Here is a 23970-nt window from a genome sequence, read left to right as displayed (position 1 = left end):
CCCGTGAACCACCCCGCACCGCCGCCCGCGCTCCCCGTCACCTTCCGGCCCACCCGGACCAGGATCGTGCTGCTGACCGTGGGCGCGGCGATGTCCGCCGTGATCATCGCCGTCACGCTCCTGCTCGACCGGCTCAGCGCCGCCGAGCGGACCAGCTTCGTCTTCGTCGCCCTGCTCTTCTTCGGCGTCCTGGCCCTGCTCAGCCGCCCCAAGGTGGTGGCCGACGAGACCGGTGTGACGGTCGTCAACCTCACCCGTACGCGCCGGCTCGCCTGGGCCGAGATCCTGAGGGTGAACCTGCGCCCCGGCGACCCCTGGGTCTTCCTCGACCTCAGCGACGGCACCAGCCTGCCCGCGCTGGGCATCCAGCCCGGCATCGCCAAGGCGCAGGCCATCGCCGACGCCCGCGCGCTGCGCGCTCTCGCCGAGAGCAGGGGAACGGGCGCGGAGCAGGGCGGCTGACGGGAGGCGGCGGCCCGCCGCCCCGCCCCCGGACGGCGGCCACCCGGGCGCGCACGTTCCGGCGCCATCGCGTCCGCCCCCCGTTAGTCTGGTGCGCGGCGGCGCCCGGTGCGCCCCGCCCCGCACCCCACGCCGCCCAGGCGCCGGCGGGGTCCCCCCTGCTACCCGAGGAGTGACTCCCTCCGGCAATGGACGGATCGTCCGGCAGTACCTGCGCCGCCCCCTCCCCTGGGGCGGCGGCATGATCATCGCCCTGTCGCTGCTCGCCGCAGCCTTCGTCCTCGTCCTCGCCAACGGCTTCTTCGTGGCCGCGGAGTTCGGCCTGGTCACCGTCCAGCGCCCGGACGCCGAACGCGCCGCCGACGCGGGCGACCCGCGTGCCGCCCGCGTCGTCGACGCACTGCGCGAACTCTCCTTCCAGCTGTCCGGCACCCAGCTCGGCATCACCCTGACCTCCCTGGTGGTCGGCATGCTCGCGGAGCCGGCGCTCGCCCGGCTGCTGGGCGCCCCGCTCGCCGCGACCGGCCTGCCCCCGGGAGCCGTGTCCACCGCGGCCGTCGTCGTCGGCATGCTGCTGGCCTCCGCCGTCCAGATGGTGGTCGGCGAACTGGTGCCGAAGAACTGGGCGGTCTCCCGCCCCCTGGAGGTGGCCCGCTTCGTCGCCGGTCCGCAGACCCGCTTCTCCGCGCTGTTCCGCCCGGTCATCGCGCTGCTCAACGCCACCGCCAACCGCGCCCTGCGGCTGATGGGCGTGGAGCCCGCGGCGGAGCTGGCCTCCGCCCGGACCCCGGCGGAGCTCAGGTCGCTGGCCTTCCACTCGGCCCGGGCCGGGGCCCTGGAGCAGGACACCGCCGAGCTGTTCGTCCGGACCCTGTCCCTCGGGCACCTCACCGCCCAGCACCTGATGACCCCCCGGGTGCGCGTCAACGCCCTCCACGAGGACGCCACCGCAGCCGACGTGCTCAACCTGACGCGCGCCACCGGCTGTTCGCGCTTCCCCGTGTACCGGGCCGGCATCGACGAGGTGGTGGGCGCGGTCCACCTCAAGGACGCCCTCGCCGTGCGTGCCGAGGAACGGCCGCGGGTGAGCGTCGCCCGGATCGCCGCGCCCGCCCTGCGCGTCCCGGGGACCCTGCCCGTGCGGCTGCTGCTGGAGCGGCTGCGCAAGGAGCAGCCGATGGCGGTCGTCGTCGACGAGTACGGCGGCACCGCGGGCGTGGTCACCCTGGAGGACATCGTCGAGGAGCTGGTGGGCGAGGTCCGCGACGAGCACGACGCCGAGGACCGGGACCGGCCCGAGCTGGCCCCCGCCCCGCCCGAGGACGGCAGCCCCGCCTGGCACGCCGCCGGAAGCTGCCGCGTCGCCGCCCTGCGCGCTGCCGGGATCGAGGTCCCCGACGGCCCCTACGGGACCGTCGCCGGGCTCGCCGCCGACCTGCTGGGCCGCATCCCCGCGGCCGGCGACACCGCCGAGCTGCCGGGCTGGCACCTCACTGTGCGCCGCGTCGACCGCCACCGCGCGGAGCAGGTGCACCTGGTGCGCTCCCGGCCCGCCGCCGTCGGCCCCGCGCTGGTGGAGGCCGTCCGGTGAGCGCGCTGCACCTGGTGTTCGCGCTGCTCCTGGTCGTCGCCAACGGCTTCTTCGTGGGTGCCGAGTTCGCCCTGGTCTCGGTACGGCGCAGCCAGATCGAGCCACTCGCCGCGCAGGGGTCCGCCCGGGCGCGGCGCGTCGTGCACGGGCTGGAGAACCTGCCGCAGATGATGGCGGCCGCCCAGTTCGGCATCACGGTCTGCTCCCTGACCCTCGGCGCGGTCGCCGAACCCACCGTGGCCCGCCTGCTGGAGCCGGTGTTCCACTGGGCCCGGGTCCCGGAAGGGCTGGTCCATCCCCTCGGCTACGCCATCGCCCTGGCGGCGGTGGTCTTCCTCCACCTGGTGGTGGGGGAGATGCTGCCCAAGAACCTGGCGATGTCCGCGCCCGAGCGGACGGCGCTCCGGCTCGCCCCCGCCCTGGTCGGCTTCGCCCGCCTGTGCCGACCCGTCACGGCGGCCCTCGGGGCCGTGGCCGCGCTCGTGCTGCGGGCCTTCCGCGTCGAGCCCAAGGACGAACTCGACGCGGTCTTCACCAGCGACCAGCTGGGGCGCCTGGTCCGGGACGCCGGTCAGGCCGGTCTGCTGGACCCCGCGGAGCAGGAGCGCCTGGGGGACGCGCTGGTGCTCGGCAGCCGCCCGGTGAGCGAGGTGCTCGTCCCGCGCGGGGCGCTGGTGACCGTTCCCCCGTCCGTCACCCCCCGGCAGGTGGAGGAGCTGACCGTCCGCACCGGCTACTCCCGCTTCCCGGTCTGCTCCGGCGGCACCGGGCCCTTCCTGGGCTTCCTCCACGTCAAGGACGTGCTGGACCTGGAGGAGGACGAGCGGGCCGTCCCCGCGCGGACCTGGCGGCCGATGGCGACACTGCCCGCCGAACTGCCCCTGGACGACGCCCTCACCGCGATGCGCCGGGCCGCCACGCACCTGGCGCAGGTCGCCGACGCCTCCGGCCGGGTGCTCGGTGTCGTGGCCCTGGAGGACGTGCTGGAGACCCTTGTCGGGGAGGTGCGCGACCCGGCCCACCGGGTCGCCGTGCCGCGCACGGCACCGGGCCGCCCGGCCTCCCCGGCGGCGCCCTCCTCGGCCCTGGTGGCCTGAGCCCCCGCCCGGCCGCCCGGGTGTCCGCACCGGGGCGGCCGGGCCCGCCCGGTCCCCGCCGGGTCAGCCCTGCGGGTCCGGGCCGCGCCCCGCCGGGCCCCGGCCGGAGAGCACCTCCCCGTACGCCTGCATCAGGTCCGGCAGCCGCAGGGTCGACAGGTCCTCGCGCCCCGGGGTGCCCGGGTACTGCGACAGGCGCAGGTCCCGGTAGGCGCAGCTCTTCTCGTACAGGGTGCGCAGGAAGCGCCCGTTGCCCAGCTCGTCGATCCAGCCCTGCCCCACCACATGGCCGCTGATGGAGAGCAGTTCCTCGCGGGCCTCCGCGTCCCAGACGTCGTCGTTCTCGGCCGCCAGCACGGAGCCGATCGCGGTGAGCTCCAGGGGCCGGTAGGAGGGGAAGTCCACCCGGGTGGTGAAGCGGGAGGACAGCCCCGGGTTGGCGCCCAGCAGCCGGTCCATGCCCTCCGGGTATCCGGCCAGGATGACCACCAGGTGGTCGCGGTTGTCCTCGGCCCGCTTGAGCAGGACCTGCAGTGCCTCGTCCCCGTAGGCGTCGCCCTTGCTGTAGCCCGAGTTCGACAGGCTGTACGCCTCGTCGACGAAGAGCACCCCGCCGAGCGCCGAGTCGATCAGCTCGTTGGCCTTGACCGCCGTCTGCCCGAGGAACTCCCCGACCAGGTCGGAGCGCTGGGCCTCCACGAGGTGGTCGCCGCCGAGCAGCCCCAGTGCGTAGAAGACCCGGCCGAGGATGCGCGCGACCGTCGTCTTGCCCGTCCCCGAGGGACCCGAGAAGACGAAGTGGCGCTTGGGCGGTTGGACGGGCAGCCCCTGCCCCGCCCGCAGGCGGGCCATCTCCAGCTGGGCGGACAGGGCCTTCACCTGCCGCTTGACGGGCTCCATCCCGACCATGCGCTCCAGTTCGCCGAGTGCCCGTGCCAGCAGGGCGGAGTCCGTCGGCCCGGAGGGGAACCGCGGTGCCGCCGTCCGTGCGGTGGCCGACCGGTGCCGCAACGGGTCGCCCGGCGCGGCCGGGGGTGCCGGGACCTGGCCGGGCGGCTCCGCCCCGAGCCGGTCCGCGGGCGCGGGCGCCTCGCTCCCGGGCCGCCGGTCGGCGTCCGCCTCGTACCCGGCCAGCGAGACGGCGGCGAGGTCCGTGGCCTCGTCGCAGGCGTCGATCCCGTCGAAGCCGTCGTACGCGGCGATGGCCGCGAGCCGCGCCGAGGTGTCCATGAAGGACGGGTCGACCCGGTGCACGGCCCGGTACAGGGGGAGGGCCGCGGCGCTGCGCCCCGTGCCCTCCCGGGCACGGGCGAGCCAGTAGCGCAGCTCCTTGCGCTGGGGCTGCTCGCTGCGGCAGCGCATCAGGGCGGAGGCCAGGATGGGCTCCGCCTGGCCGTACATCTCCAGCCGCACCCGCGCCATGCCCCCGAACAGACCGGCCTCGATCCCCAGCAGCGGATCGTCGACCAGGGGCTCGGTGTGGCGGACCAGCTGCTCCCAGTCCTTGACCAGGTACGACCGGCAGGCGTGCAGAAAGCGGACCTGGGGGTCCGCGTCGACCGGCGGCAGCCCGGCGAGTGCCCGGTCCAGCTCGGCGATATGGCGGCCGTCGAGCCAGTGGGAGGCGTGCGCGAGCAGCAGGTCGCGCGGGCTCTCCAGCACGGGCTGGACCCACCAGCCCAGCCAGTACCAGGAGTTGAGGGTGCGGTGGTGGCGGGTGCGCTGCTCGCCGAAACGCTCGCGGTGGCGGTGCATATGGAGCAGGGCCGTCGCGGTGTCGACGCGGAGGGCGTGCAGCCCCAGCCAGGCGTCCGCCATGCCGGGGTCGAGCCCGACCGCGGCCCGGAACTCCTCCTCGGCCTGCGGGTAGGCGCCCATGGTGCAGGCGTCCACGCCCCGCAGCCAGGCCAGTTCGGCAGGAGTGCGTGCGCTCCGTGCGCCCTCGTCCATAGGGTTCTCCACCATCCCCCCGCACACCGTGCACCCGTTCTCCCGCGCCGGGGCGCCCACCGGCGGGGCGGCCAACAGGCACGGCACGGACGGGAATTGAGCCCACCGGGGTGCATCGTACCCGCGCGGAGGGAGGGGAATAAGACCGCGTCGGCGGAGCGTGTGCGACTACCCAGGGTCATGGAGGCACTCGGATCGCGTGTCCGCGGGAGGGGTTTCAGGGCAGAACGAAGCCCCCGATCACGGGGGAACAACCGGGGGCTTCGCGTCTGCGGCGACTTCGAGAAGCCGCTTATTGAGAACGTAAGACCTCCGCGCCCCCTCGGTCAAGCAGAGTTCGGGCCTCGGTGCGGCCGGAATCCCGACCGACCGGTATGCGGCATCCAGACGGTCACTCGCGGTGACATTCCGGGCCCTGGGATGGTGCACCCTCGGGCGGTTTCCGCCACAGGTAGCCCTCCGGGCACTCCTGTACCAGCAGGTCCGCGAAGGGGCGTGAGGGGTCCGCCGCGAAGTGGGCCGACTCCGCCCGCATCCAGCCGTCCCAGAACGCGGCCAGTTCCGGCCCGTCCCGCCCCCGGCCCCGGGCCCACGAGCGCTGGGCCGGTCGGTCCATCCACAGCAGTGCCGCCAGATGCGGCCGCAACGCGCGCCGCCCCGCGCCGACCCCCTCCACCAGCACCAGGGGAGCGGCCGGGAGCACCCGGGGCGCGAGGAAGCGGCGCAGATTCCAGTCGTACGGGTGAAAGCGGGCCGCCCTGCCCTGCGCCAGCGGCTCGACGACCTCCTCCAGCATCCGCCCGGTCCAGTCGAACAACTCCTCGTGCGTCGCCAGATCGTCCAGGTGCAGCACCGGCACCGGCCCCTCGGCCGCGGCGGCGAGGCGTCCCGCGAAGGTGCTCTTGCCCGAGCCCGCGTGACCGTCCACGGCGACCAGGCGCGAGCGGCCGCAGGACGGCGCGAGCGCGTGGAGCCGCTCGGCGAGCGGTCGGAGGAGGTCCATGGCGCGCCACTGTAGCGCCGCGCCCGGAACAGACGACCGCGGCAGCCGCCCGGCCGCGTCGCACCCCGCGGTGCTTTGCCGCGCCCGCCCCGGAGGCGATAGTGGCCCCGGGGCGTCTCGGGAGGCCGGCGCCGTCCGCCCGCGCGGCGGGCCGGGCGCTCCCCCCGCGGCACGCCCCGGCACCGCGCACCCGACCTGGGGGTCCTTCATGGCCAGAGCCGCCTCGCGCAGAACCGTCCTCGGCGCCGCCCTCGCGGCGGCCGCCGCCGCCGCGGCACCACGCGCCTCGGCCGGCGGACCCGTCCGGGCCCCGGCCGGAGAGCCCCCCGCCGTAGACAACCGCTTCTGGTCCACGTACACCGACTGGCGCGGCGGCAGGACGGAGGGCACCCGCGTGCTGCCCTCGCTGCGCCCCGGCCTGGTCATCGGCACCCCCGTGGGCACCCTGGCGCGCACCGACCCCCACACCGGACGCAGCGAGCCCTGGGAGTACGCGGTGTGGACCTCCCCCTGGCACCGTCCGGCCGTCCCGGCCACCGAGGCCGTCGCCTCGTGGAACGCCCGCACCCCGTCCGGGACCTGGCTTCGCGCCGAACTCCGCGCGCGCTACGGGGACGGCACCCGGACGCCCTGGTTCACCATGGGCTGCTGGGCCTCGGGCGACGAGGACATCCGGCGCACCTCCGCCGGCGGCCAGGGCGACGGCCGGGCCTCGGTGCACACCGACACCCTGGCCGTGGACGACCCCGCCGCCGGGACGCGCTTCGCCGCCCTCCGGCTGCGTCTGACCCTCCACCGCCGGCCGGGCGGCGGAGCGACACCGCTGGTGTGGCGGGCCGGGGCCATGGCCTCCTGCGTCCCGGACCGCTCCGGTGTGCCCGCCGAGGAGCCCCGCCTCGCCGGGGAGCTGGTGCTGCCGGCCTACTCGCAGAACGTCCACACCGGGCGGTACCCCGAGTACGACGGCGGCGGCGAGGCGTGGTGCAGCCCCGCATGCTCCCAGATGGTCGTGGAGTACTGGGGCCGCCGCCCGGACGCCGGCGACCTCGCCTGGGTGGACCCCGCCTACGGCGACCCGCAGGTCTGCCACGCGGCCCGCGCCACCTACGACCACGGGTACCAGGGCTGCGGCAACTGGGCGTTCAACACGGCGTACGCGGCCTCCTACCCGGGCCTCTCCGCCGTCGTCACCCGGCTCGGCTCGATGGCGGACCTGGAGCGGCTGATCGCGGCGGGCATCCCCGTGATCGCCTCGCTCTCCTTCGCTCAGGAGGAGCTGACCGGGGCGGGCTACGGGACCGCGGGCCATCTGATGACGGTGGTCGGCTTCTCGGCCGCGGGCGACGTCGTCTGCCACGACCCCGCGGCTCCGGACGGCGCCGGTGTCCGGCGCGTCTACCGCCGCTCCCAGTGGGCACCCCTGTGGCTGCGCACCCGGCGGCGCGGCCCCGAGGGGCGGACGCTGCCCGGACCGGGCGGCGTCTGCTACCTGGTCTGGCCCGCCCGGGCCACCCACGCGCAGCGCGCGGCGCTCGCGGCCGCGGGGGTGCGCTGATCCCGCCTCCCGTGACGTTTCTCTCGGCACCGCTGCCCCCTCTGCCTCCGGGCCCCGGGGGCTGGCACTGTGGGCGGGTGCCGGGGGGACGTCCCGCTCCCACGACCGAGGAGAACCGTCATGACCGCGACCGCCGCCACCGCCGCTCCCCCCGCGCCGCGCACCCGCACCGGGGGCCCCGGCGAGGGCCCGGACCTCCTGGAGCACGCGCTCGGCTGGGTCCTCGTGGTGGTCCTGGCCATGCTGGTCAGCGGGCTCGGTCTGCTCTGACCCTCCCTCCGCGGGCCCGGCAGGCCCCGGGCCCCGGTTGTGATCACGGCTTCGCCGTCCACCCGTGACGGGAGCCCGCCGATCGGGCATACTCGACGCGCCACAGCCGCCAACCAGCCTTTTCCGTGATCCGGAAGGGCAGCATCGGCCGTGGCAGGACAATCGGCGGCGCGCTCCGACACCCCGTGCGCGCGACCGCCGCAGCGCCCGACAGGGAGGAGTGCGCCGCAATGCCCGACCGCGCCCAGCAGCCGGTGGACCGTCAACTGCCCACCGAGGAGGCCAGGGACCTGATCGCCCTGGTCCGCGACATCGCCCAGCGGGAGATCGCCCCCGGCGCGGCCGAGCAGGAGGAGGCGGGCGTCTTCCCGCGCGAGGTCTTCTCCCTCCTCTCCGAGTCCGGCCTCCTCGGGCTGCCCTACGCATCCGAGCACGGCGGCGGCGACCAGCCGTACGAGGTGTACCTCCAGGTGCTGGAGGAACTGGCCTCCGCCCGCCTCACCGTGGGCCTCGGGGTGAGCGTCCACTCCCTCGCCTGCCATGCGCTGGCCGGGTTCGGCACCAAGGAGCAGCAGGCCGAGCACCTGCCCGCCATGCTCGGCGGCGGGCTGCTGGGCGCCTACTGCCTCTCCGAGCCGGCCGCCGGCTCGGACGCCGCGTCGCTGCGGACCAAGGCGGTGCGCGACGGTGACGACTGGGTGGTGAACGGCACCAAGGCGTGGATCACCCACGGAGGCGTGGCCGACTTCTACACACTGCTCGCCCGCACCGGCGGCGAGGGCGCCCGGGGGATCACCGCCTTCCTGGTGCCGGGCGACGCTCCCGGGCTGAGCGCCGCGGCGCCCGAGAAGAAGATGGGCATGAAGGGCTCGCCCACTGCCCAGGTCCACTTCGACGGGGTGCGCGTCCCGGACGCCCGCCGCGTCGGCGAGGAGGGGCAGGGCTTCTCGATCGCGCTGGCCGCGCTCGACTCCGGACGCCTGGGGATCGCGGCCTGCGCCGTCGGTGTCGCACAGGCCGCGCTGGACGCCGCGGTGGAGTACGCCACCGACCGCCGGCAGTTCGGGCGGCCGATCGCCGACTTCCAGGGCCTGCGCTTCATGATCGCGGACATGGCGACGCGGATCGAGGCGGGCCGGTCCCTCTACCTGTCCGCGGCCCGTCTGCGGGACCAGGGGCGCCCGTTCTCCCGGCAGGCGGCGATGGCCAAGCTGTTCTGCACCGACGCGGCCATGAGCGTCACCACCGACGCGGTGCAGATCCTCGGCGGCTACGGCTACACCCAGGACTTCCCGGCCGAGCGCTATATGCGCGAGGCCAAGGTGCTGCAGATCGTCGAGGGCACCAACCAGATCCAGCGGATGGTGATCGCCCGCCATCTGACGGGGCCCGAGACCCGCTGACCGGCCCCCGGCCCGTCCGCCGGGTGCGGTCCGCCGCGCCCGGCGGGTCGCCTCCGGCGAGAGGGGGCCGCGCGTCGCGCGCCGCGCCGGGGCGGGCGCTGCGCCCCCGGGGCCCGCACAGGGCGGTGCCGCGGACCACCCCCGCGGTCCGCGGCCGGCGCGCCGTGGGCCGTCAGGCGGCCCGGCGCAGCCCCGGCAGCCTCATCGGACGCGACCCGGGGCCCCCGACGTGGGAGAAGGGCTGCGTCCGCCAGTCGAGCCCCTGCGGCAGTGCCAGCACCACGGCGGTGTCCTGGTCCTGGAGGGCCGCGGAGTCGTCGGCGGGGCGGGTGTCGCCCACGGGCCGGCCGGTGCCGTCGCACACGGTGAGGCCGAAGGGGTTCCACGGGGTGGCGCAGCGCCCGTGCTCGGGGAGCACGTCCTCGTCCTCCAGCAGGGCGATGGGCTGGGCGCAGTCCGGGCAGACGACCCGGTAGGTGCCGAAGGTGTCGTACGGATCGAAGGTGTCGGAGTCGACCGGGTACGCCGGATCAACAGGCTCCGGTTCGGAACGGCCGCGGTTCTTGGTGCTCTGCATGGAGAATCTCCCCCTCGGATGGGCCGATCAGGCGCTTGTGGCCTCGACCACACGAAGCAATGCCCATCGGGAGGGCCGTATAACCATGAGGTCACGGCCGACGGCGGGGCAAACCTGTGGCGTTGGTCACACCCTGGCCCGGTGCCGGCCCCCGAACGCCGCCGGGCTGTGCCGAAGACCGCCCGGGGCAATAGGTTGATCCGCATGGAGGAGCTGGATCGTCAGATCGTGGAACTGCTCGTCAGGGACGGGCGGATGAGCTACACCGACCTGGGCAAGGCCACCGGCCTGTCCACCTCGGCGGTGCACCAGCGCGTGCGGCGCCTGGAGCAGCGCGGCGTCATCCGCGGCTACGCCGCGGTCGTCGACCCCGAGGCTGTGGGCCTGCCGCTGACCGCGTTCATCTCGGTCAAGCCCTTCGACCCCAGCGCCCCGGACGACATCGCCGACCGGCTCGCCGACGTCCCCGAGATCGAGGCGTGCCACAGCGTCGCCGGCGACGAGAACTACATCCTCAAGGTTCGCGTCGCCACCCCGCTGGAGCTGGAGCACCTGCTCACCCGGATCCGCTCCCTGGCGGGCGTCTCCAGCCGCACCACCGTGGTCCTGTCCACCCCGTACGAGGCACGGCCTCCGCGTATCTAGGCTTGGTCCATGACCACGCGCACCGACCCCCAGAGCGACGACCGCACCGTGCTGCTGCGCGGGGGAGAAGTCCACAGCCCCGCCGACCCCTTCGCCACCGCCATGGTCGTCGAGCGGGGGCACGTCGCCTGGGTCGGCGCCGAAGGCGCGGCCGACGCCTTCGCCGCAGGTGCCGACGAGATCGTCGACCTCGACGGTGCCCTGGTCACCCCCGCGTTCACCGACTCCCATGTGCACACCACCGCGACCGGGCTGGCCCTGACCGGACTGGACCTCGGCGGCGCCGCCTCCCTCGCCGAGGCGGGCGCCCTGGTGCGCCGGTATGCCGAGGAGCACCCCGGCGACCGCGTGCTCCTCGGCCACGGCTGGGACGCCTCCCGGTGGCCCGAGGGCCGCGCCCCCGGCCGGGAGGAACTCGACGCCCTCACGGGCGGACGGCCCCTCTACCTCACCCGTGTCGACGTCCACTCCGCCGCCGTCACCACGGCGATGCTGGACCTCGTCCCGGGCGTCCGCTCCCTGGACGGCTACCGCGACGGAGAGCCGCTCACCGCCGACGCCCACCACGCGGTCCGCGAGGCGGCCCACGCCGCCGTCTCCCCGCGCCAGCGCACCGAGGCGCAGCGCGCCGCCCTGCGCCACGCCGCCTCCCGGGGCATCGGGACCGTGCACGAGTGCGGAGGCCCGCACATCTCCGGCGAGGACGACTTCACCGGCCTGCTGCGGCTGGCCGGCGAGGAGCCCGGACCCCGTGTCGTGGGCTACTGGGCCGACCTGGACGTGGACCGGGCCCGCCGGCTCGGCGCCGTCGGCGCGGCCGGCGACCTGTTCGCCGACGGATCGCTCGGCTCCCACACGGCCTGCCTCCACGAGCCCTACGCCGACGCCCCCCACACCGGCCGCGCCATGCTGGCGCCCGCCGAGATCGCCGCCCATGTCGTCGCCTGCACGGAGGCCGGGCTCCAGGCAGGATTCCACGCGATCGGCGACGCCGCCCTGAGTGCCGTGACCGACGGCTTCCGCGAGGCGGCGGACAAGCTCGGGCTCGCCCGCGTCCGTGCCGCCCGCCACCGGGTCGAGCACGCCGAACTGCTCGCCCCCGAGGCCGTCGCCGCCTTCGCCGAGTTCGGGCTGACCGCTTCCGTCCAGCCCGCCTTCGACGCGGCCTGGGGCGGCGAGGACGGGATGTACGCGGCGCGGCTCGGCGCGGAGCGGGCCCGGAGCCTCAACCCCTATGCCGCGCTGCTGCGCGCCGGGGTGCCGCTCGCCTTCGGCTCCGACAGCCCCGTCACCCCGCTCGACCCGTGGGGGACCGTGCGGGCCGCCGCCTTCCACCGCACCCCGGAGCACCGCATCTCGGTGCGCGCCGCGTTCACCGCGCACACCCGGGGCGGATGGCGGGCCGTGGGCCGCGACGACGCCGGGGTCCTGGTCCCCGGAGCCCCCGCCGACTACGCCGTCTGGGAGACCGGGGCGCTGGTGGTGCAGGCCCCCGACGACCGGGTCGCCCGCTGGTCGACCGACCCCCGGTCCGGGACCCCGGGCCTGCCCGACCTCACTCCCGGCGTCGGCCTGCCGGTCTGCCTGCGGACCGTCGTCGCGGGTCGCACGGTCTTCCCGGGACCGATCGGGTGACGTCCACCCCTCCCGCACCGTCCGCCGCGGGCCGCGGCCTTCCGCCGCGACCTGCGGATCTTCCCCGCTGACCTGGCCGTTCGACGGATACCCGCCGGTGGGAGGGCTGTTGACAGCGTGCGCCCACCGGCCGGTAGGTTCGGCCGGGTCCACCGCTCACGGTCCGACCGGCACCGTCCACGCAGTCGTCGAACGCCGCTGGGTCATGGGGTGGCGTGCCGCACCGGCGCACCACCACCGGGAGCCAGGTTCAGCGCCCGCGCCTCGGGGGCAGAGGGAAGGTTTCGGCCGGAAGGCGGTGCGACCCGGGTGGGGCCCGGCGTTCAGTAGACAACGGCTCTCGGTCGACCCGCAGCCAGCGGGCCCCAGGTCGGCCCGAAGGACGCCGGGCCCGGTCCGCGGAACCCCGGCGGCTGCGCCCCGCGCCGGGTGCTGTCCCGCCGCCGGTGATCGGCCACCGCGCGCCGAGCCGTCCGCAGCCCTCGCTAAGGTGGGGCTCTGCGTACGGACTTTAAGGGGCAGCAGTGAACGACGGTGGTGCGGTTCCCCGAGGTGGATCCCAGGGGAGGCAGTACGGCCCGCTCGGCAGGACCTTGGTGATCATCCCGACCTACAACGAGGCCGAGAACATCGCGTCGGCCGTGGCGCGGGTCCGCGAGGCCGTCCCCCGGGCGGACGTCCTCGTCGCCGACGACAACAGCCCCGACGGCACCGGGAAGCTCGCCGACGAACTGGCCGCTGGCGACGACCGGGTGCACGTGCTGCACCGCAGGGGCAAGGAGGGGCTGGGCGCCGCCTACCTCGCCGGGTTCCGCTGGGGCATCGAGCGCGGCTACGGCGTCCTGGTGGAGATGGACGCCGACGGATCCCACCAGCCCGAGGAACTGCCCAGGCTGCTCACCGCCCTCAAGGGCGCGGACCTGGTCCTCGGCTCCCGCTGGGTCCCGGGCGGCCGCGTCGTCAACTGGCCGCGGCACCGGGAACTCCTGTCCCGGGGCGGCAGCACCTACTCCCGGATGCTGCTCGGCGTCCCCATCCGCGACCTGACCGGCGGCTTCCGCGCCTTCCGCGCCGAGACGCTGCAGGGGCTCGGCCTCGACGACGTGGCCTCGCAGGGCTACTGCTTCCAGGTCGACCTCGCCCGCAGGGCCGTGGAAGCGGGCTTCCATGTGGTCGAGGTGCCGATCACCTTCGTGGAGCGGGAGCTCGGCGACTCCAAGATGAACCGCGACATCGTGGTCGAGGCGCTGTGGCGGGTGACCGCCTGGGGCGTCGGCGGACGCGCGGGCAGGCTGCTGGGGCGGGGCACCGCGGGGCGCTGACCCCCTCCTTACGCCACGCGCGCCGGGGCCCAGGCACACTGGGTGCCATGACGACCGGTTCACGCACCCCGACCACCCCCGGGCGCTCCCGCCTGCGCACCTTCCTGCCGCTCGGCGTCGCCGCCTGGCTGGTCCTGGAGATCTGGCTGCTGACCGTGGTGGCCGACGCGGCCGGCGGGCTCACCGTGCTCGCCCTCCTCCTGGGCGGTGCGGTCCTGGGGGCCTTGGTGATCAAGAGGGCGGGGCGCCGCGCCTTCGCCCGGCTCTCCGAAGCACTCCAGCGGCCGCAGGAGGCCGCCGGGCGCCGGGGCGAGGGCGACGGGCTGATGATGCTCGGCGGCCTGCTGCTCATGCTCCCGGGCCTGGTCTCCGACGTCCTCGGCCTGGTTCTGCTGCTGCCGCCGGTGCGGGGGCTGCTGGGTCGCGCCACCGAGCGCTCCCTGGAGCGCCGGATGAACCGGGCCGCGCCCGGGGGCATCGGCGAGGCCTTCCAGCAGGCCCGGATGCGCCGGCCGGACGGCAAGGTGGTCCAGGGCGAGGTCATCCGCGAGGACGGCCCCGCGCACCGCGGCGACGGGGAGGACCGCTCCGGCCCCCGCCCGCCGCTGGCGTCCTGAGCCGACCGTCCGGCGCGCGGCTGACCAGGCCAGGCCACGCCAGGCCAGCCCTGACCTGACCGTCCGGCGTGCGCCCGACGGTAGGGCCCCGCCGGGTGGCCGGCCACCGGGGGAGGGGCCGCCCGGGGCGGGGGAGAGGGAACACGGCAAGGCCGCGGGCCGGACCACATCCTCGTGTGGTCCGGCCCGCGGCCTTGCCGTGCTGTGCCGGTTCCGCGCGGGCGGCGCCGTTACGCGGACTTGCGGCTGTCGCGCGGGTGCACCGCGATGTTCATCGCGCCGGATCGCAGGACGGCCAGCCTCTCGGCCAGCACCTCCTCCAGCTCCTCGCGGGTGCGCCGCTCCATGAGCATGTCCCAGTGCGTGCGCGCCGGCTTGCCCTTCTTCTCCTCGGGGCCGTCCCCGTCGACGAGGAGCGCCTGGCTTCCGCAGACCTTGCACTCCCACTCCGGCGGGATCTCCGCCTCGACCGAGAACGGCATCTCGAAACGATGCCCCTTCTCGCATGCGTACTCCACCGCCTGGCGCGGGGCCAGATCGATGCCGCGGTCGGTCTCGTAGCTGGTCACCACGAGGCGCGTGCCGCGAAGAGCTCGCTCACTCATGAATCGTGCCTCCCGGGCTTGTCGCCCACAGGACAGGTGTCGCTGTCGTCGTCATCCGGTCAACGTCCGGTCGGCGGTGAAGATTCCCGTTGCGGGTCATGCGTCGCCCGTCGTGCCGCCCTTGTTCTACCCACCAGCGCCCGGTTTGTCACATCTGAGACCAGATGTCACCCAGCGTCTTTCACTCTTGGGCGCGCAGTAACGGTCCGCCTGGCAGGCCAAAGGCGTACACTACCGCCCTTTACCGTCCGCGTCTAAACGCGGTCCGGGACCGGGTTGCCCGCGGCGGCGATCGCGGCTCGCACCGGGATCCGGGCCAGCAGGACGAAGCCCAGGGCGAAGAAGATCACCAGGGAGATGATGGCATCCCGGTAGCTCCCCGTCACCTGGAACGCGAGCCCGAACACCAGAGGCCCCAGCCAGCTCAGCCCCCGGTCGCTCATCTCGTACGCCGAGAAGTACTCCGCCTCCTTGCCCCGCGGCACCAGATGGGAGAACAGGGAGCGCGACAGCGCCTGGCTCCCCCCGAGGACCAGGCCGATGCCGGCCGCCAGGCAGAAGAACCACACCGGCGCGCCCGCGGGCAGGAAGTAGCCGCAGACCAGGATCAGCGTCCACACCGCGAGCGAGGCCAGGATGGTCCGCTTCGCGCCGTAGGCCTTCGCCAGGCGGCCCATGCCGAGCGCCCCCGCGACCGCCAGCACCTGCACCAGCAGCACCGCCGTGATCAGGGTGGTCTGGTCCAGGCCCAGCTCCTCGGACCCGTACACGGAGGCCTGGGAGATGACCGTCTGCACGCCGTCGTTGTAGAGCAGGTACGCCAGCAGGAACGCCAGTGTCAGCGGGTGCCGCCGCATGTCGCGGAGGGTGGCCAGCAGCTGGCGCCAGCCCGAGGTCACGGCGCCGTCGCCGGCGGGGGAGACCTTCCGGTCGCGCAGGCGGCGCAGCGGGACCACGGTCCAGGCGCCCCACCACAGCCCGGCCGAGGCGAGGCAGATCCGCACCGCCTCGCCCTCGGTGAGCCCGAAGGACTCGTGCCCCGAGTACACGACCAGGTTGACCACGAGGACCAGCGCGCCCGAGGTGTACCCGAAGGCCCAGCCCCGCGAGGAGACCGCGTCGCGTTCCTCCGGCTCCGCGATCTGCGGCAGGTAGGCGTTGTAGAGCACCATCGACACCGCCAGCGAGGCGTTCGCCACGATCAGCAGCAGCGCGCCCAGCAGATAGCGGTGCCCGTCCAGGAAGAACATGCCCGTGGTCGCCGCCGACCCCACGTAGGCGGCGGCCGCCAGCAGGGGCTTCTTGCGGCCCGTCCGGTCCGCGAGCGCTCCGGCGAACGGCATCACCAGGATGGCCACCACCACCGACACGGAGACCGCGTAGGGGAAGACCGAACCGGCCCTGACCGGGATGCCCAGCGGGTGGACGAAGCCCTCCGCGTCGGCCGCGGCCTTGGCGATCGAGGTCAGGTACGGGCCGAGGAAGACGGTGACCACGCTCGTCGAGTAGACCGAGCAGGCGAAGTCGTAGAAGTACCAGCCCCGCTGCTCGCGCCGGCGCTCCCGCGCCCCGTCGTCCGTCGTGCGGTCGGTGGTGCCCGCCGTCATCCGCGCCCCCTCGTTCGTGCCGGGCGCGGCAGCGCCCGGATGGTCAGACCCACAGTCCGCGGTCCGTGAGCACGGCGCGCAGCGTCTGAAGATGATCGGTCATGATGCCGTCCACGCCAAGGTCCAGGAGCCGTTCCATCGAGGCCGCGTCGTTCACCGTCCACACGTGCACCTGCAGACCGCGGGCGTGCGCGGCCCGGACGAACCGGCGGTCCACCACCCGCACGCCGCCCTGCCGCTCCGGGACCTGGGCGCACACCGCCCCCTCGCGCACGGGCACCGGCAGGCCGAGCGAGGCCAGCCGCAGCGCCAGGACGCCCCGGACCCCGAAGGAGGTGGCCAGGCGGGGCCCGGCCGCCCGGGCGGCCCGGGCCACCCGGCCCTCGTCGAAGGAGCCGACGCACACCCGGTCCCAGGCCCCGGTCCGTGCGATCAGGCCGACCAGCGGCTCCAGCGCGGACTCCGCCTTGAGGTCGACGTTCCACCGGGCCTGAGGGAACTCCTCCAGCAGTTCCTCGAAGAGCGGCAGCGGCTCCCGGCCGGCGACCCGTGCCCGGCTCACCTCGCTCCAGCTCAGCCTGCCGATCCGGCCCCGGCCGTCCGTCACGCGGTCCAGCGTGCTGTCGTGGAAGGCCACCAGCCGCCCGTCGCGCGTGGTGTGCACATCGGTCTCGAAGTAGCGGTAACCGGCCTCCGCGGCGCGGCGGAAGGCCGCGGCGGTGTTCTCCAGCCCGTCCGCCGTGCCGCCGCGGTGGGCGAACGCCAGGGTGGAGGGGTGGTCGAGATAGGGGTGGGGTATGCGGGTCACCGCCGCAGTATGGCCTGCCCGGGTGACGAGTCGGCGACCACTGTGCTGCGCGTCACGGGCTCGGGGACGGCGAAGACGCGCAGGAAGGCCTGGGTCAGCGGGCCGATGGCCAGCGCGTACAGCACCGTCCCCACCCCCACCGAGCCGCCCAGCAGGAAGCCGGTGGTCACCACCGCGACCTCCAGGGCGGTGCGCACCAGCCGGATCGAGCGGCCGGTCAAGCGGTGCAGCCCGGTCATCAGCCCGTCGCGGGGGCCGGTGCCGAAGCGGGCCGCGATGTAGAGGCCGGTGGCCATGCCGTTGAGCACGACGCCTCCCACCAGGAGGGCGACGCGCACGGGCAGCGCGCGGGCGTCCGGGAGGACGGCGAGGAAGGCGTCCATCGAGATCCCGATGACCAGCAGGTTGGACACCGTACCGAGTCCCGGCCGCTGGCGGATGGGGATCCACAGCAGCAGTGCCGCGGCGCCCACCAGGATGGAGACCGTGCCGATGGACAGGCCGGTGAGGCCGGACAGCCCCTGGTGGAGCACACCCCAGGGCTCCAGGCCCAGTCCGGCGCGGACCAGCAGGGCGCAGCTCGCTCCGTACAGCGTGAGCCCGACGTACAACTGGACCAGCCGGCGCAGCATCAGCGCGGACATGGGAGACCCCCCGTGGTGGTAGTGGACCGATGCGTGTCACTCTGTGGCTATGGAACATGCGCCAACCATGGCCAATTCGAGGAAGGTGGACTGACTTCCATGTCCCAGTGGACTTCAGCGGTCGGTGCGGCGCAGCTCGCCCGCCAGCTCTCCTCCCAGCAGCCCCGCCCCGCCGGTCCCGGCACCCGCCGTCCCCCGGCCTATCGCGCGCTCGCCGACGGCATCCGGCTGCTCGTGCTGGAGGGAAGGGTGCCCGTCGCGGCCCGGCTGCCCGCCGAGCGGGAACTGGCGCTCGCCCTGTCGGTCAGCCGCACCACCGTGGCCGCCGCCTACGAGGCCCTGCGCACCGAGGGCTTCCTCGAATCCCGCCGCGGCGCCGGCAGCTGGACCTCCGTCCCCGCGGGCAACCCGCTGCCCGCCCGCGGGCTGGAGCCCCTGCCGCCCGAATCGCTCGGCTCCATGATCGACCTGGGCTGCGCCGCCCTGCCCGCCCCCGAGCCCTGGCTGACCCAGGGCTTCCAGGGCGCCCTGGAGGAGCTGCCGCCGTACGCCCACACCCACGGCGACTACCCCGCGGGTCTGCCCTCGCTGCGGCAGATGCTCGCCGACCGGTACACCGCGCGCGGCATCCCCACCATGCCGGAGCAGATCATGGTGACCACCGGCGCCATGGGGGCCATCGACGCCATCTGCCACCTCTTCGCCGGCCGCGGCGAGCGCATCGCCGTGGAGTCCCCCTCCTACGCCAACATCCTCCAGCTCATGCGCGAGGCCGGTGCGCGCCTGGTCCCGGTCGCGATGGCCGACGGGCTGAGCGGATGGGACCTCTCGCGCTGGCGCCAGGTGCTGCGGGAGGCGGCACCGCGGCTGGCCTACGTGGTGGCCGACTTCCACAACCCCACCGGCGCGCTCGCCGACGAGGAGCAGCGGCGCGCGCTCGTGGAGGCGGCCCGGAGCGCGGGCACGGTCCTGGTGGTCGACGAGACGATGTCCGAGCTCTGCCTGGACCCCGGGGTCGCGCTGCCGCGGCCGGTGTGCGGCTTCGATCCGGCCGGGTCGACCGTGCTGACCGTCGGATCGGCGAGCAAGGCGTTCTGGGCCGGGATGCGCATCGGCTGGGTCCGCGCGGCGCCGGACGTGATCCGCTCGCTGGTGGCCGCCCGGGCCTACGCCGACCTCGGCACGCCGGTGCTGGAGCAGCTGGGGGTGAACTGGCTGATGCGCACTGGCGGCTGGGACGACGCGGTGGCGGCTCGCCGGGACCAGGCCAGGGAGAACCGGGACGCGCTCGTCGCCGCCGTGCGCCGGGAGCTGCCCGACTGGGAGTTCGAGGTCCCGCACGGCGGGCTGACGCTCTGGGTGCGCACCGGTGGTCTGTCCGGCTCGCGCCTCGCCGAGGTGGGGGAGCGGGTAGGAGTGCGGGTGCCCTCCGGCCCGCGCTTCGGCGTGGACGGTGCGTTCGAGGGCTATGTGCGCCTGCCCTTCACGGTCGGCGGGCCCGTGGCCGACGAGGCCGCGGTGCGCCTGGCCGCCGCCGCTCGACTGGTCCGCACGGGCGCCTCCACCGGGGCCGAGTCCCCCCGGACCTTCGTGGCCTGACGCGCCGCGGCCGGGACCCGCGGGGAGCGGGACCCGGCCGGCGGGGGTGTGCGGGACGGCTGCCGGAGGCCCGGCGGCCGCCCGCGGCGGCGGTGCGGCTCAGCCTTCGGCGGGCACGGCGGAAACCTGCCGGTCGGGCGCCGCGGGCGCCGCCGCCGGCGCGGGGGGAGCGGTGTCCCCGGTCTCCGCGGGGAGCGCCTCGACCGTGTCGGGGCGGGGCGGCAGGAGGTCGAGCACCGCCCGCCGCCGCTCCCTGGGTGCCGTCTCGTCGAAGGGGTCGGGCGTGGCGGGGACCTGGACGCGCAGCACGGGCCCGGCACCGAGGCGGGCGTAGCCGCGGCCCGGGGGGACGTCCGCGGGCGGGGTGGTGGGCGGAGCCTCGCCCAGCACCGCCGCGACCTGTTCGCCGGTGGCCGGGCCCAGCAGGACCCGCGCCCGGGTGTGGGTGTGCACCGCCTCGCCCAGCGCCGCGGCGGCCTCCGGCTGCTCGGCCACCACCACGGTGACCTGTGCGGCGCGCCCGTGCCGCAGCGGGACGCGCAGGTGCTCCCGCGGGTCGGTGCGCCCGTCCGCCGCGGCCGTGTCGCCGAGCGCGCCGGGGCGGTCGACCAGGATCCACAGCGGGCGCCGGACGTCCTCCGGCAGCGGGGCTCCCGCCTGGCGGGCCCGGTTGGCCTCGATCAGGCGCCGCTCGGTCTCCCGCGCCGCCCAGTCGAGGCTCGCCAGCGCACCGTCCAGGCCGCGCTCGACGGCCACCACACCGGGTCGGCCGGTGAAGCACGCGTACGCGTCGGTGTCGCCTCCCTCGACGATCAGCACGTCGCCGTGGCGCAGGGCCTGCAGGGCGAGGGAGCGCAGCAGGGTGGTCGTGCCGCTGCCCGGTCCGCCCAGCACCAGCAGATGGGGTTCGTGCGACCGCGGCCCGGTGCGCCACAGGACGGGGGGAGCCTGGACGGTCTCGCCGCCCGCGGTCACGGGCATGGTCCGCGGCTCCGCGTCGGCGTCGGTGAAGCCGAGGACGGCCTCGCCGGGGGAGGCCACGAACGTCTGGGCGCCGATCGCGGTGGACAGCGGCGGGAGCACGTCGAGGTCGAGCTGGTTGCCCTCCTCGTCCCACCGGAAGCGGTACTCGCGGCCCCGGCCGGACTTGGCGTGGAGCAGCCGCTCGATCCGCTCGCGTGCGGCGGGTTCCGAGTCGGTGAAGTACGGCGGATAGGACAGGCGCAGCGAGGAGAGGCGCCCCTCGGCGTCGAAGGAGTGGCGGGTGAGGGCCCGGCTCCAGTCCCCGCCGTGGGAGTAGAGCGGGGAGGGGTCGCCGTCGGCGCGGAAGTACGGCACCAGCGCCTCGTACAGCGCGCTCAGCCGTGCGCTCTCCGCCTCGTCGGGGCCGGTGCGCACCGGCTCCCTGACGCGGCCCGCCCAGGCGGCCGCGGCCATCACCGTGATCAGGGCGATCAGCGGCCCGTACGGGATGAGCGCGACCCCCAGGACGCCGGCCGCCACGAAGAACAGGGTGGGACCACGCCGTTCCTTCGGGGTGGCGGCCCACCTGCCGCGGGCCGTGGCGGCCAGCTTCCGCAGACCACGGCTGATCGTGATCAGCGGATGGAGGACGTCGGTGGCACTGTCGGCGGCCGTGCGCGCCAGTTCGCGGCTGCGGGCGATCTGTGCGCTACCGCTGGTCAGGATGCGGGGAAGTGGTCGCCGGGCCACAGCTGTCTCCTGGAGTCTCGTCGGTCGTCGGGTGTCAGAACTGGATCCCGCCCAGCAGCCCGGCGAGGCTCGTGGTGCCCGCCGTGATGCTCGGCGCGATCGCGGTGCCCGCGAGGAAGAAGCCGAAGAGTGCGGAGACGAAGGCGTGCGAGGCCTTGAGTCCGTCCTTGCGGAAGAAGAGGAAGACGATGATGCCGAGCAGGACGACGCCCGAGATGGACAGGATCATGAGTTTCTCCTGGGTGAGGGGACAATCACCATGAGTTGTTCCATCCTTACGGCCGGTATCTATATGAGAAAAGCCGCATAAGAGTGAAATATGATGAATTTCATCCCCTTGGGTCAGTGCGGCGGGCGCGCCCCGTCGCCCCGCGGTCGGCACCGGGCCGCCACCGGATTCCGCTTCCGGCCCGCGCTCCCTGCGCCGTCGCGGGCACCGGGCCCGGTCGCCCGCCGGGTGTGCCCGGCGCCCGGCTCCGGATCGCCCTGCGCGACGGGCAGTACCCTGTCGGTTCACTCGCACGGCCGCAGCCGCCGTGCGACCCCTCTCCACGAAGAGACCCCTCCTCCACGAAGAAAGGCGGCCGTCCGATGAGCGAAGTCCCGGACTCCGAAGTGATCGAACTGGCGACCAAGGTCTTCGACCTGGCTCGACGCGGAGAGACCGAGACCCTCGCCGCCTACCTGGACGCCGGCGTCCCCGCGGACCTGACCAACGACAAGGGCGACACCCTCGTGATGCTCGCCGCCTACCACGGCCACGCGGCCACCGTCGACGCGCTGCTCGCCCGCGGCGCGGCCCCGGACCGCCCCAACGACCGCGGGCAGACCCCCCTGGCCGGAGCCGTGTTCAAGGGGGAGGGCGCCGTGATCCGCTCGCTGCTGGCCGGAGGGGCCGACCCGGGGGCCGGAACCCCCTCCGCCGTGGATACGGCCCGCATGTTCGGGAAGACGGACCTCCTGGAGTTGTTCGACGCCCGCTGAGTGCGGGCATGCTCCGTGCCGCCGCACCGTGTCCGCCGGCCCCCGCCGACGGGCCGCGGCACGCCCGGCCACCGGCCCGGAAGGCGTCGTAAATGTGGTCGCGGTGGCGAAATGCGTGGGTCATCATGACGTCAGCCCTGCCCCGGACCCCCGTCCGGGAACTCCCCTGGGGCGCCGAAGAGAGGCAGAGGAACATGGTTTACACCAGGCAGAAGGCGAACGGGACGACCGACGGCCCGACAAGCTGCCGCGTGGCCCGGTGACGTACCAGGAATCCCGGCATCCGGTCGCGTCGACAGCTTGATGTGAGGCTCTCACCATGTTCGATCCCGTCATAGCGCCGAGCGGCACCCTGCTCGGCCTGCTGCAGAGGGGCCGCGGCGACGGCACGCTGCACGCCCTCGCCGCCCCGCGCGCCGAGGCGCTCGCCGCCCTCAACCACTGCGTCGTGAGCGACCCCCGCCACGACTGGCAGGTCGAGAACCGCTCCCTCTACTACGCCCGCCTGTTCCTCGACCTCCACGGCTCGCTGGAGGAGATCGAGCGGCACCTGGGCGACGCCGACGACCATCTGGACACCGGCGAGACCCGCACCGGCCTCGCCCTCGCGGTCCTCGGCCACCTCGCCTCCTACGGGCGCGGCGACGCGCTCGCCCTGCTGCGGCGCTACGCCGCCACCGGCGCCAACTGGGCATGGGCCCTGGACGAACTCGCCGTCCGCGACGACGACGCCGGACTGCGCGCCCTGGCCGGACCGGTCCTGGCCCGCTTCCCCGCCACCCCGGAGGGCGAGGCGGAACTCGCCGCCGCCGTCCGCGACGCCTTCGAGCCGCGCCCCTGGCGCCTGTGGTCCGAGGACCCCCGGCCGTTCGTCGGCGAGCGGGTGCGCACCGCCCGGGAGGCCGGCTCCTTCGACCGCTGGCAGCGCCAGATGCGCCCCAGCGGCCCCCGCCCCGGCTGGAGCGTGCAGGCCGTCCTGGACTGGGCCGACGAGGGCCAGGAACTGGGCACCCCGCGGCAGGTCCCCGCCGCCCGGTGCCTCGCCGCCGTGGCCGGCCCCGAGGACCTGCCCGCCATCGTCCGCGCCGCGCGCCTCGGCGGCGACGGGGGGCGCTCCGCGTCCCTCCACTACCTGGCCGACGCCCGGCACACGATCGTCCTCGACCTCGTCGAGGAGGCCGTGAACGGCGGCCCGGGCACCGTCGCGGACGCCGCGATCGCCGCATTCGAGCGGATGTGCGATACGAGTGCCGTCCAGCGCGCCCGCGGCTGGGTGCACCGGCCCGACGCGCTGGGCGCCGCCGCCGCCGGGGTGCTGGCCTGCCGCGGCACCGCCGAGGACGCCCCCCTCGTCCTCGGCGCCCTGCGGGAGACCGTGCGCGCCGACGGCCCCGACGCGCCCCTGCTGTGGACCCTCGTCGACGGAGCCGGGCGGCTCGGCATCGACTGCGCCGCGCCCGTGCTGCGGCACGTCTACCGCGAGACGACCTCCTCCCGTCTCCGCGGTCGCGCCGCCCGGGCCCTCGCCGCCACCGACCCCTCCTTCGCCACCGGCTTCGCCGTCGAGTGCCTGTGGGACTGCGAGGAGACCACCCGCGAGGTGGCCGCCCTCCACGCCGAGACCGGTGATGTACGCGTCGCCGACCGGCTGCGCCGCCTGGCGGCCGACCCGGCCGAGGAGGCCGAGGTGCAGACCGCGGTACGCAGCAGGATCGGGACCGACCCCGTCGGCTGAACCCGCGCCCGGAGCACCGCGCGCCCGTGGTCCCGCCCCGGCGCACGCCCGGCAGGACCAGGGGCGCGCTCCCGGCACGCAACGCTCACGGGACGTTCCCCGGGCGGACAGATCCACGTTGGCGACGCCACTCCGGGCCCGACGACAA

22 protein-coding genes are annotated in these 23970 nt (G+C 75.1%); 13 read left to right on the top strand and 9 right to left on the bottom strand.

The window, feature by feature from the left end; genetic code table 11:
• The first annotated feature begins 3 nt into the window (after positions 1-3).
• The 3 genes from ACGF15_RS08815 to ACGF15_RS08805 all read left to right on the top strand — a co-directional run bounded on the left by ACGF15_RS08815 (position 4) and on the right by ACGF15_RS08805 (position 3150).
• Complete coding sequence (locus ACGF15_RS08815; RefSeq protein ID WP_345615402.1) at positions 4-462, top strand: PH domain-containing protein; 459 nt, start codon at positions 4-6, stop codon at positions 460-462.
• A gap of 241 nt (positions 463-703) precedes the next feature.
• Entirely contained in the window at positions 704-2053 is a 1350-nt protein-coding gene (locus ACGF15_RS08810; RefSeq protein WP_345615403.1) for a hemolysin family protein, read from the top strand.
• Positions 2050-3150 (top strand): hemolysin family protein, encoded by a 1101-nt coding sequence (locus ACGF15_RS08805; RefSeq protein WP_345615404.1) that lies wholly within the window; start codon positions 2050-2052, stop codon positions 3148-3150. Before ACGF15_RS08810 ends, ACGF15_RS08805 begins: the two co-directional genes overlap by 4 nt.
• Before the next feature lie 63 nt (positions 3151-3213).
• On the opposite strand, the gene ACGF15_RS08800 is transcribed toward ACGF15_RS08805, so the two are convergent.
• Together ACGF15_RS08800 and ACGF15_RS08795 are read right to left on the bottom strand one after the other, a co-directional pair.
• Positions 3214-5115, bottom strand: coding sequence for an AAA family ATPase (locus ACGF15_RS08800; protein ID WP_392797411.1), 1902 nt, complete (start codon positions 5113-5115; stop codon positions 3214-3216).
• A 376-nt stretch (positions 5116-5491) separates the two neighbouring features.
• Entirely contained in the window at positions 5492-6103 is a 612-nt protein-coding gene (locus tag ACGF15_RS08795) for a uridine kinase (RefSeq protein WP_392797409.1), read from the bottom strand.
• A gap of 208 nt (positions 6104-6311) precedes the next feature.
• Between ACGF15_RS08795 and ACGF15_RS08790 the strand changes: the two genes are divergently transcribed.
• From ACGF15_RS08790 to ACGF15_RS08780, 3 genes are all read left to right on the top strand, one after another.
• Positions 6312-7658: a C39 family peptidase gene (locus ACGF15_RS08790; RefSeq protein ID WP_392797407.1), complete on the top strand. Its 1347-nt coding sequence runs from the start codon at positions 6312-6314 to the stop codon at positions 7656-7658.
• Positions 7659-7778: 120 nt separating this feature from the next.
• Positions 7779-7928 carry an SCO1431 family membrane protein gene (locus tag ACGF15_RS08785; RefSeq protein ID WP_345615407.1) on the top strand — a complete coding sequence of 50 codons (150 nt, stop codon included), beginning with the start codon at positions 7779-7781 and terminating at the stop codon, positions 7926-7928.
• A gap of 230 nt (positions 7929-8158) precedes the next feature.
• Positions 8159-9331: an acyl-CoA dehydrogenase family protein gene (locus ACGF15_RS08780; RefSeq protein ID WP_362614639.1), complete on the top strand. Its 1173-nt coding sequence runs from the start codon at positions 8159-8161 to the stop codon at positions 9329-9331.
• Between the two features lie 172 nt (positions 9332-9503).
• Here the strand turns inward: ACGF15_RS08780 and ACGF15_RS08775 are convergent, their stop codons facing one another.
• Positions 9504-9908, bottom strand: coding sequence for a hypothetical protein (locus ACGF15_RS08775; RefSeq protein ID WP_345615409.1), 405 nt, complete (start codon positions 9906-9908; stop codon positions 9504-9506).
• 204 nt (positions 9909-10112) lie between these two features.
• On the opposite strand from ACGF15_RS08775, the gene ACGF15_RS08770 reads away from it, so the two are divergent.
• The 4 genes from ACGF15_RS08770 to fxsA all read left to right on the top strand — a co-directional run bounded on the left by ACGF15_RS08770 (position 10113) and on the right by fxsA (position 14127).
• Positions 10113-10553 carry an Lrp/AsnC family transcriptional regulator gene (locus tag ACGF15_RS08770; protein WP_256526701.1) on the top strand — a complete coding sequence of 147 codons (441 nt, stop codon included), beginning with the start codon at positions 10113-10115 and terminating at the stop codon, positions 10551-10553.
• 9 nt (positions 10554-10562) lie between these two features.
• Positions 10563-12188 (top strand): amidohydrolase, encoded by a 1626-nt coding sequence (locus ACGF15_RS08765; RefSeq protein WP_392797404.1) that lies wholly within the window; start codon positions 10563-10565, stop codon positions 12186-12188.
• 524 nt (positions 12189-12712) lie between these two features.
• On the top strand, positions 12713-13510 hold the full coding sequence (locus ACGF15_RS08760; protein WP_345615411.1) for a polyprenol monophosphomannose synthase: 798 nt from the start codon (positions 12713-12715) through the stop codon (positions 13508-13510).
• 47 nt (positions 13511-13557) lie between these two features.
• Complete coding sequence (fxsA, locus tag ACGF15_RS08755) at positions 13558-14127, top strand: FxsA family membrane protein (protein WP_345615412.1); 570 nt, start codon at positions 13558-13560, stop codon at positions 14125-14127.
• 230 nt (positions 14128-14357) lie between these two features.
• Here fxsA and ACGF15_RS08750 read toward each other — a convergent pair whose 3' ends face one another.
• The 4 genes from ACGF15_RS08750 to ACGF15_RS08735 form a co-directional block, all read right to left on the bottom strand.
• Positions 14358-14732 carry an RNA polymerase-binding protein RbpA gene (locus ACGF15_RS08750; protein ID WP_026278069.1) on the bottom strand — a complete coding sequence of 125 codons (375 nt, stop codon included), beginning with the start codon at positions 14730-14732 and terminating at the stop codon, positions 14358-14360.
• Positions 14733-14986: 254 nt separating this feature from the next.
• Complete coding sequence (locus ACGF15_RS08745) at positions 14987-16339, bottom strand: MFS transporter (protein WP_362608502.1); 1353 nt, start codon at positions 16337-16339, stop codon at positions 14987-14989.
• Between the two features lie 43 nt (positions 16340-16382).
• The gene (locus ACGF15_RS08740; protein ID WP_345615414.1) at positions 16383-17147 is read right to left on the bottom strand and encodes a glycerophosphodiester phosphodiesterase family protein; all 765 of its coding nucleotides are present in this window, start codon (positions 17145-17147) and stop codon (positions 16383-16385) included.
• Positions 17144-17791, bottom strand: a complete 648-nt coding sequence (locus ACGF15_RS08735) for a hypothetical protein (RefSeq protein ID WP_345615415.1) — start codon at positions 17789-17791, stop codon at positions 17144-17146. The genes ACGF15_RS08740 and ACGF15_RS08735 overlap by 4 nt, the downstream gene beginning before the upstream one ends.
• 99 nt (positions 17792-17890) lie before the next feature.
• Between ACGF15_RS08735 and ACGF15_RS08730 the strand changes: the two genes are divergently transcribed.
• Positions 17891-19390, top strand: a complete 1500-nt coding sequence (locus tag ACGF15_RS08730) for a PLP-dependent aminotransferase family protein (protein WP_345615416.1) — start codon at positions 17891-17893, stop codon at positions 19388-19390.
• A 99-nt stretch (positions 19391-19489) separates the two neighbouring features.
• On the opposite strand, the gene ACGF15_RS08725 is transcribed toward ACGF15_RS08730, so the two are convergent.
• A complete protein-coding gene (locus ACGF15_RS08725) occupies positions 19490-21103 on the bottom strand; it encodes a hypothetical protein (protein WP_392797400.1) in 1614 nt (537 codons plus the stop codon).
• Positions 21104-21137: 34 nt separating this feature from the next.
• Positions 21138-21332, bottom strand: coding sequence for a hypothetical protein (locus ACGF15_RS08720; RefSeq protein ID WP_256526690.1), 195 nt, complete (start codon positions 21330-21332; stop codon positions 21138-21140).
• A 362-nt stretch (positions 21333-21694) separates the two neighbouring features.
• Here ACGF15_RS08720 and ACGF15_RS08715 point away from each other — a divergent pair, with 362 nt between their 5' ends.
• Together ACGF15_RS08715 and ACGF15_RS08710 are read left to right on the top strand one after the other, a co-directional pair.
• Positions 21695-22087, top strand: a complete 393-nt coding sequence (locus ACGF15_RS08715; protein ID WP_360650277.1) for an ankyrin repeat domain-containing protein — start codon at positions 21695-21697, stop codon at positions 22085-22087.
• 319 nt (positions 22088-22406) lie between these two features.
• A complete protein-coding gene (locus ACGF15_RS08710) occupies positions 22407-23822 on the top strand; it encodes a HEAT repeat domain-containing protein (RefSeq protein ID WP_392797398.1) in 1416 nt (471 codons plus the stop codon).
• Positions 23823-23970: the final 148 nt, after the last annotated feature.

It is taken from the genome of Streptomyces sp. NPDC048001, from assembly GCF_043203115.1.
GTDB classification, from domain to species: Bacteria; Actinomycetota; Actinomycetes; order Streptomycetales; family Streptomycetaceae; genus Streptomyces; species Streptomyces sanyensis.
The sequence above is the reverse complement of the archived record's forward strand: the minus strand, read 5'-3'. Positions and strand labels throughout refer to the sequence as shown.

Coding starts and splice junctions, on each gene's coding strand:
- ACGF15_RS08810 (WP_345615403.1), top strand. CDS start 704: ATGATCATCGCCCTGTCGCTGCTCGCCGCAGCCTTCGTCCTCGTCCTC.
- ACGF15_RS08800 (WP_392797411.1), bottom strand. CDS start 5,115: ATGGTGGAGAACCCTATGGACGAGGGCGCACGGAGCGCACGCACTCCT.
- ACGF15_RS08795 (WP_392797409.1), bottom strand. CDS start 6,103: ATGGACCTCCTCCGACCGCTCGCCGAGCGGCTCCACGCGCTCGCGCCG.
- ACGF15_RS08790 (WP_392797407.1), top strand. CDS start 6,312: ATGGCCAGAGCCGCCTCGCGCAGAACCGTCCTCGGCGCCGCCCTCGCG.
- ACGF15_RS08785 (WP_345615407.1), top strand. CDS start 7,779: ATGACCGCGACCGCCGCCACCGCCGCTCCCCCCGCGCCGCGCACCCGC.
- ACGF15_RS08780 (WP_362614639.1), top strand. CDS start 8,159: ATGCCCGACCGCGCCCAGCAGCCGGTGGACCGTCAACTGCCCACCGAG.
- ACGF15_RS08775 (WP_345615409.1), bottom strand. CDS start 9,908: ATGCAGAGCACCAAGAACCGCGGCCGTTCCGAACCGGAGCCTGTTGAT.
- ACGF15_RS08770 (WP_256526701.1), top strand. CDS start 10,113: ATGGAGGAGCTGGATCGTCAGATCGTGGAACTGCTCGTCAGGGACGGG.
- ACGF15_RS08765 (WP_392797404.1), top strand. CDS start 10,563: ATGACCACGCGCACCGACCCCCAGAGCGACGACCGCACCGTGCTGCTG.
- fxsA (WP_345615412.1), top strand. CDS start 13,558: ATGACGACCGGTTCACGCACCCCGACCACCCCCGGGCGCTCCCGCCTG.
- ACGF15_RS08750 (WP_026278069.1), bottom strand. CDS start 14,732: ATGAGTGAGCGAGCTCTTCGCGGCACGCGCCTCGTGGTGACCAGCTAC.
- ACGF15_RS08745 (WP_362608502.1), bottom strand. CDS start 16,339: ATGACGGCGGGCACCACCGACCGCACGACGGACGACGGGGCGCGGGAG.
- ACGF15_RS08735 (WP_345615415.1), bottom strand. CDS start 17,791: ATGTCCGCGCTGATGCTGCGCCGGCTGGTCCAGTTGTACGTCGGGCTC.
- ACGF15_RS08730 (WP_345615416.1), top strand. CDS start 17,891: ATGTCCCAGTGGACTTCAGCGGTCGGTGCGGCGCAGCTCGCCCGCCAG.
- ACGF15_RS08720 (WP_256526690.1), bottom strand. CDS start 21,332: ATGATCCTGTCCATCTCGGGCGTCGTCCTGCTCGGCATCATCGTCTTC.
- ACGF15_RS08715 (WP_360650277.1), top strand. CDS start 21,695: ATGAGCGAAGTCCCGGACTCCGAAGTGATCGAACTGGCGACCAAGGTC.
- ACGF15_RS08710 (WP_392797398.1), top strand. CDS start 22,407: ATGTTCGATCCCGTCATAGCGCCGAGCGGCACCCTGCTCGGCCTGCTG.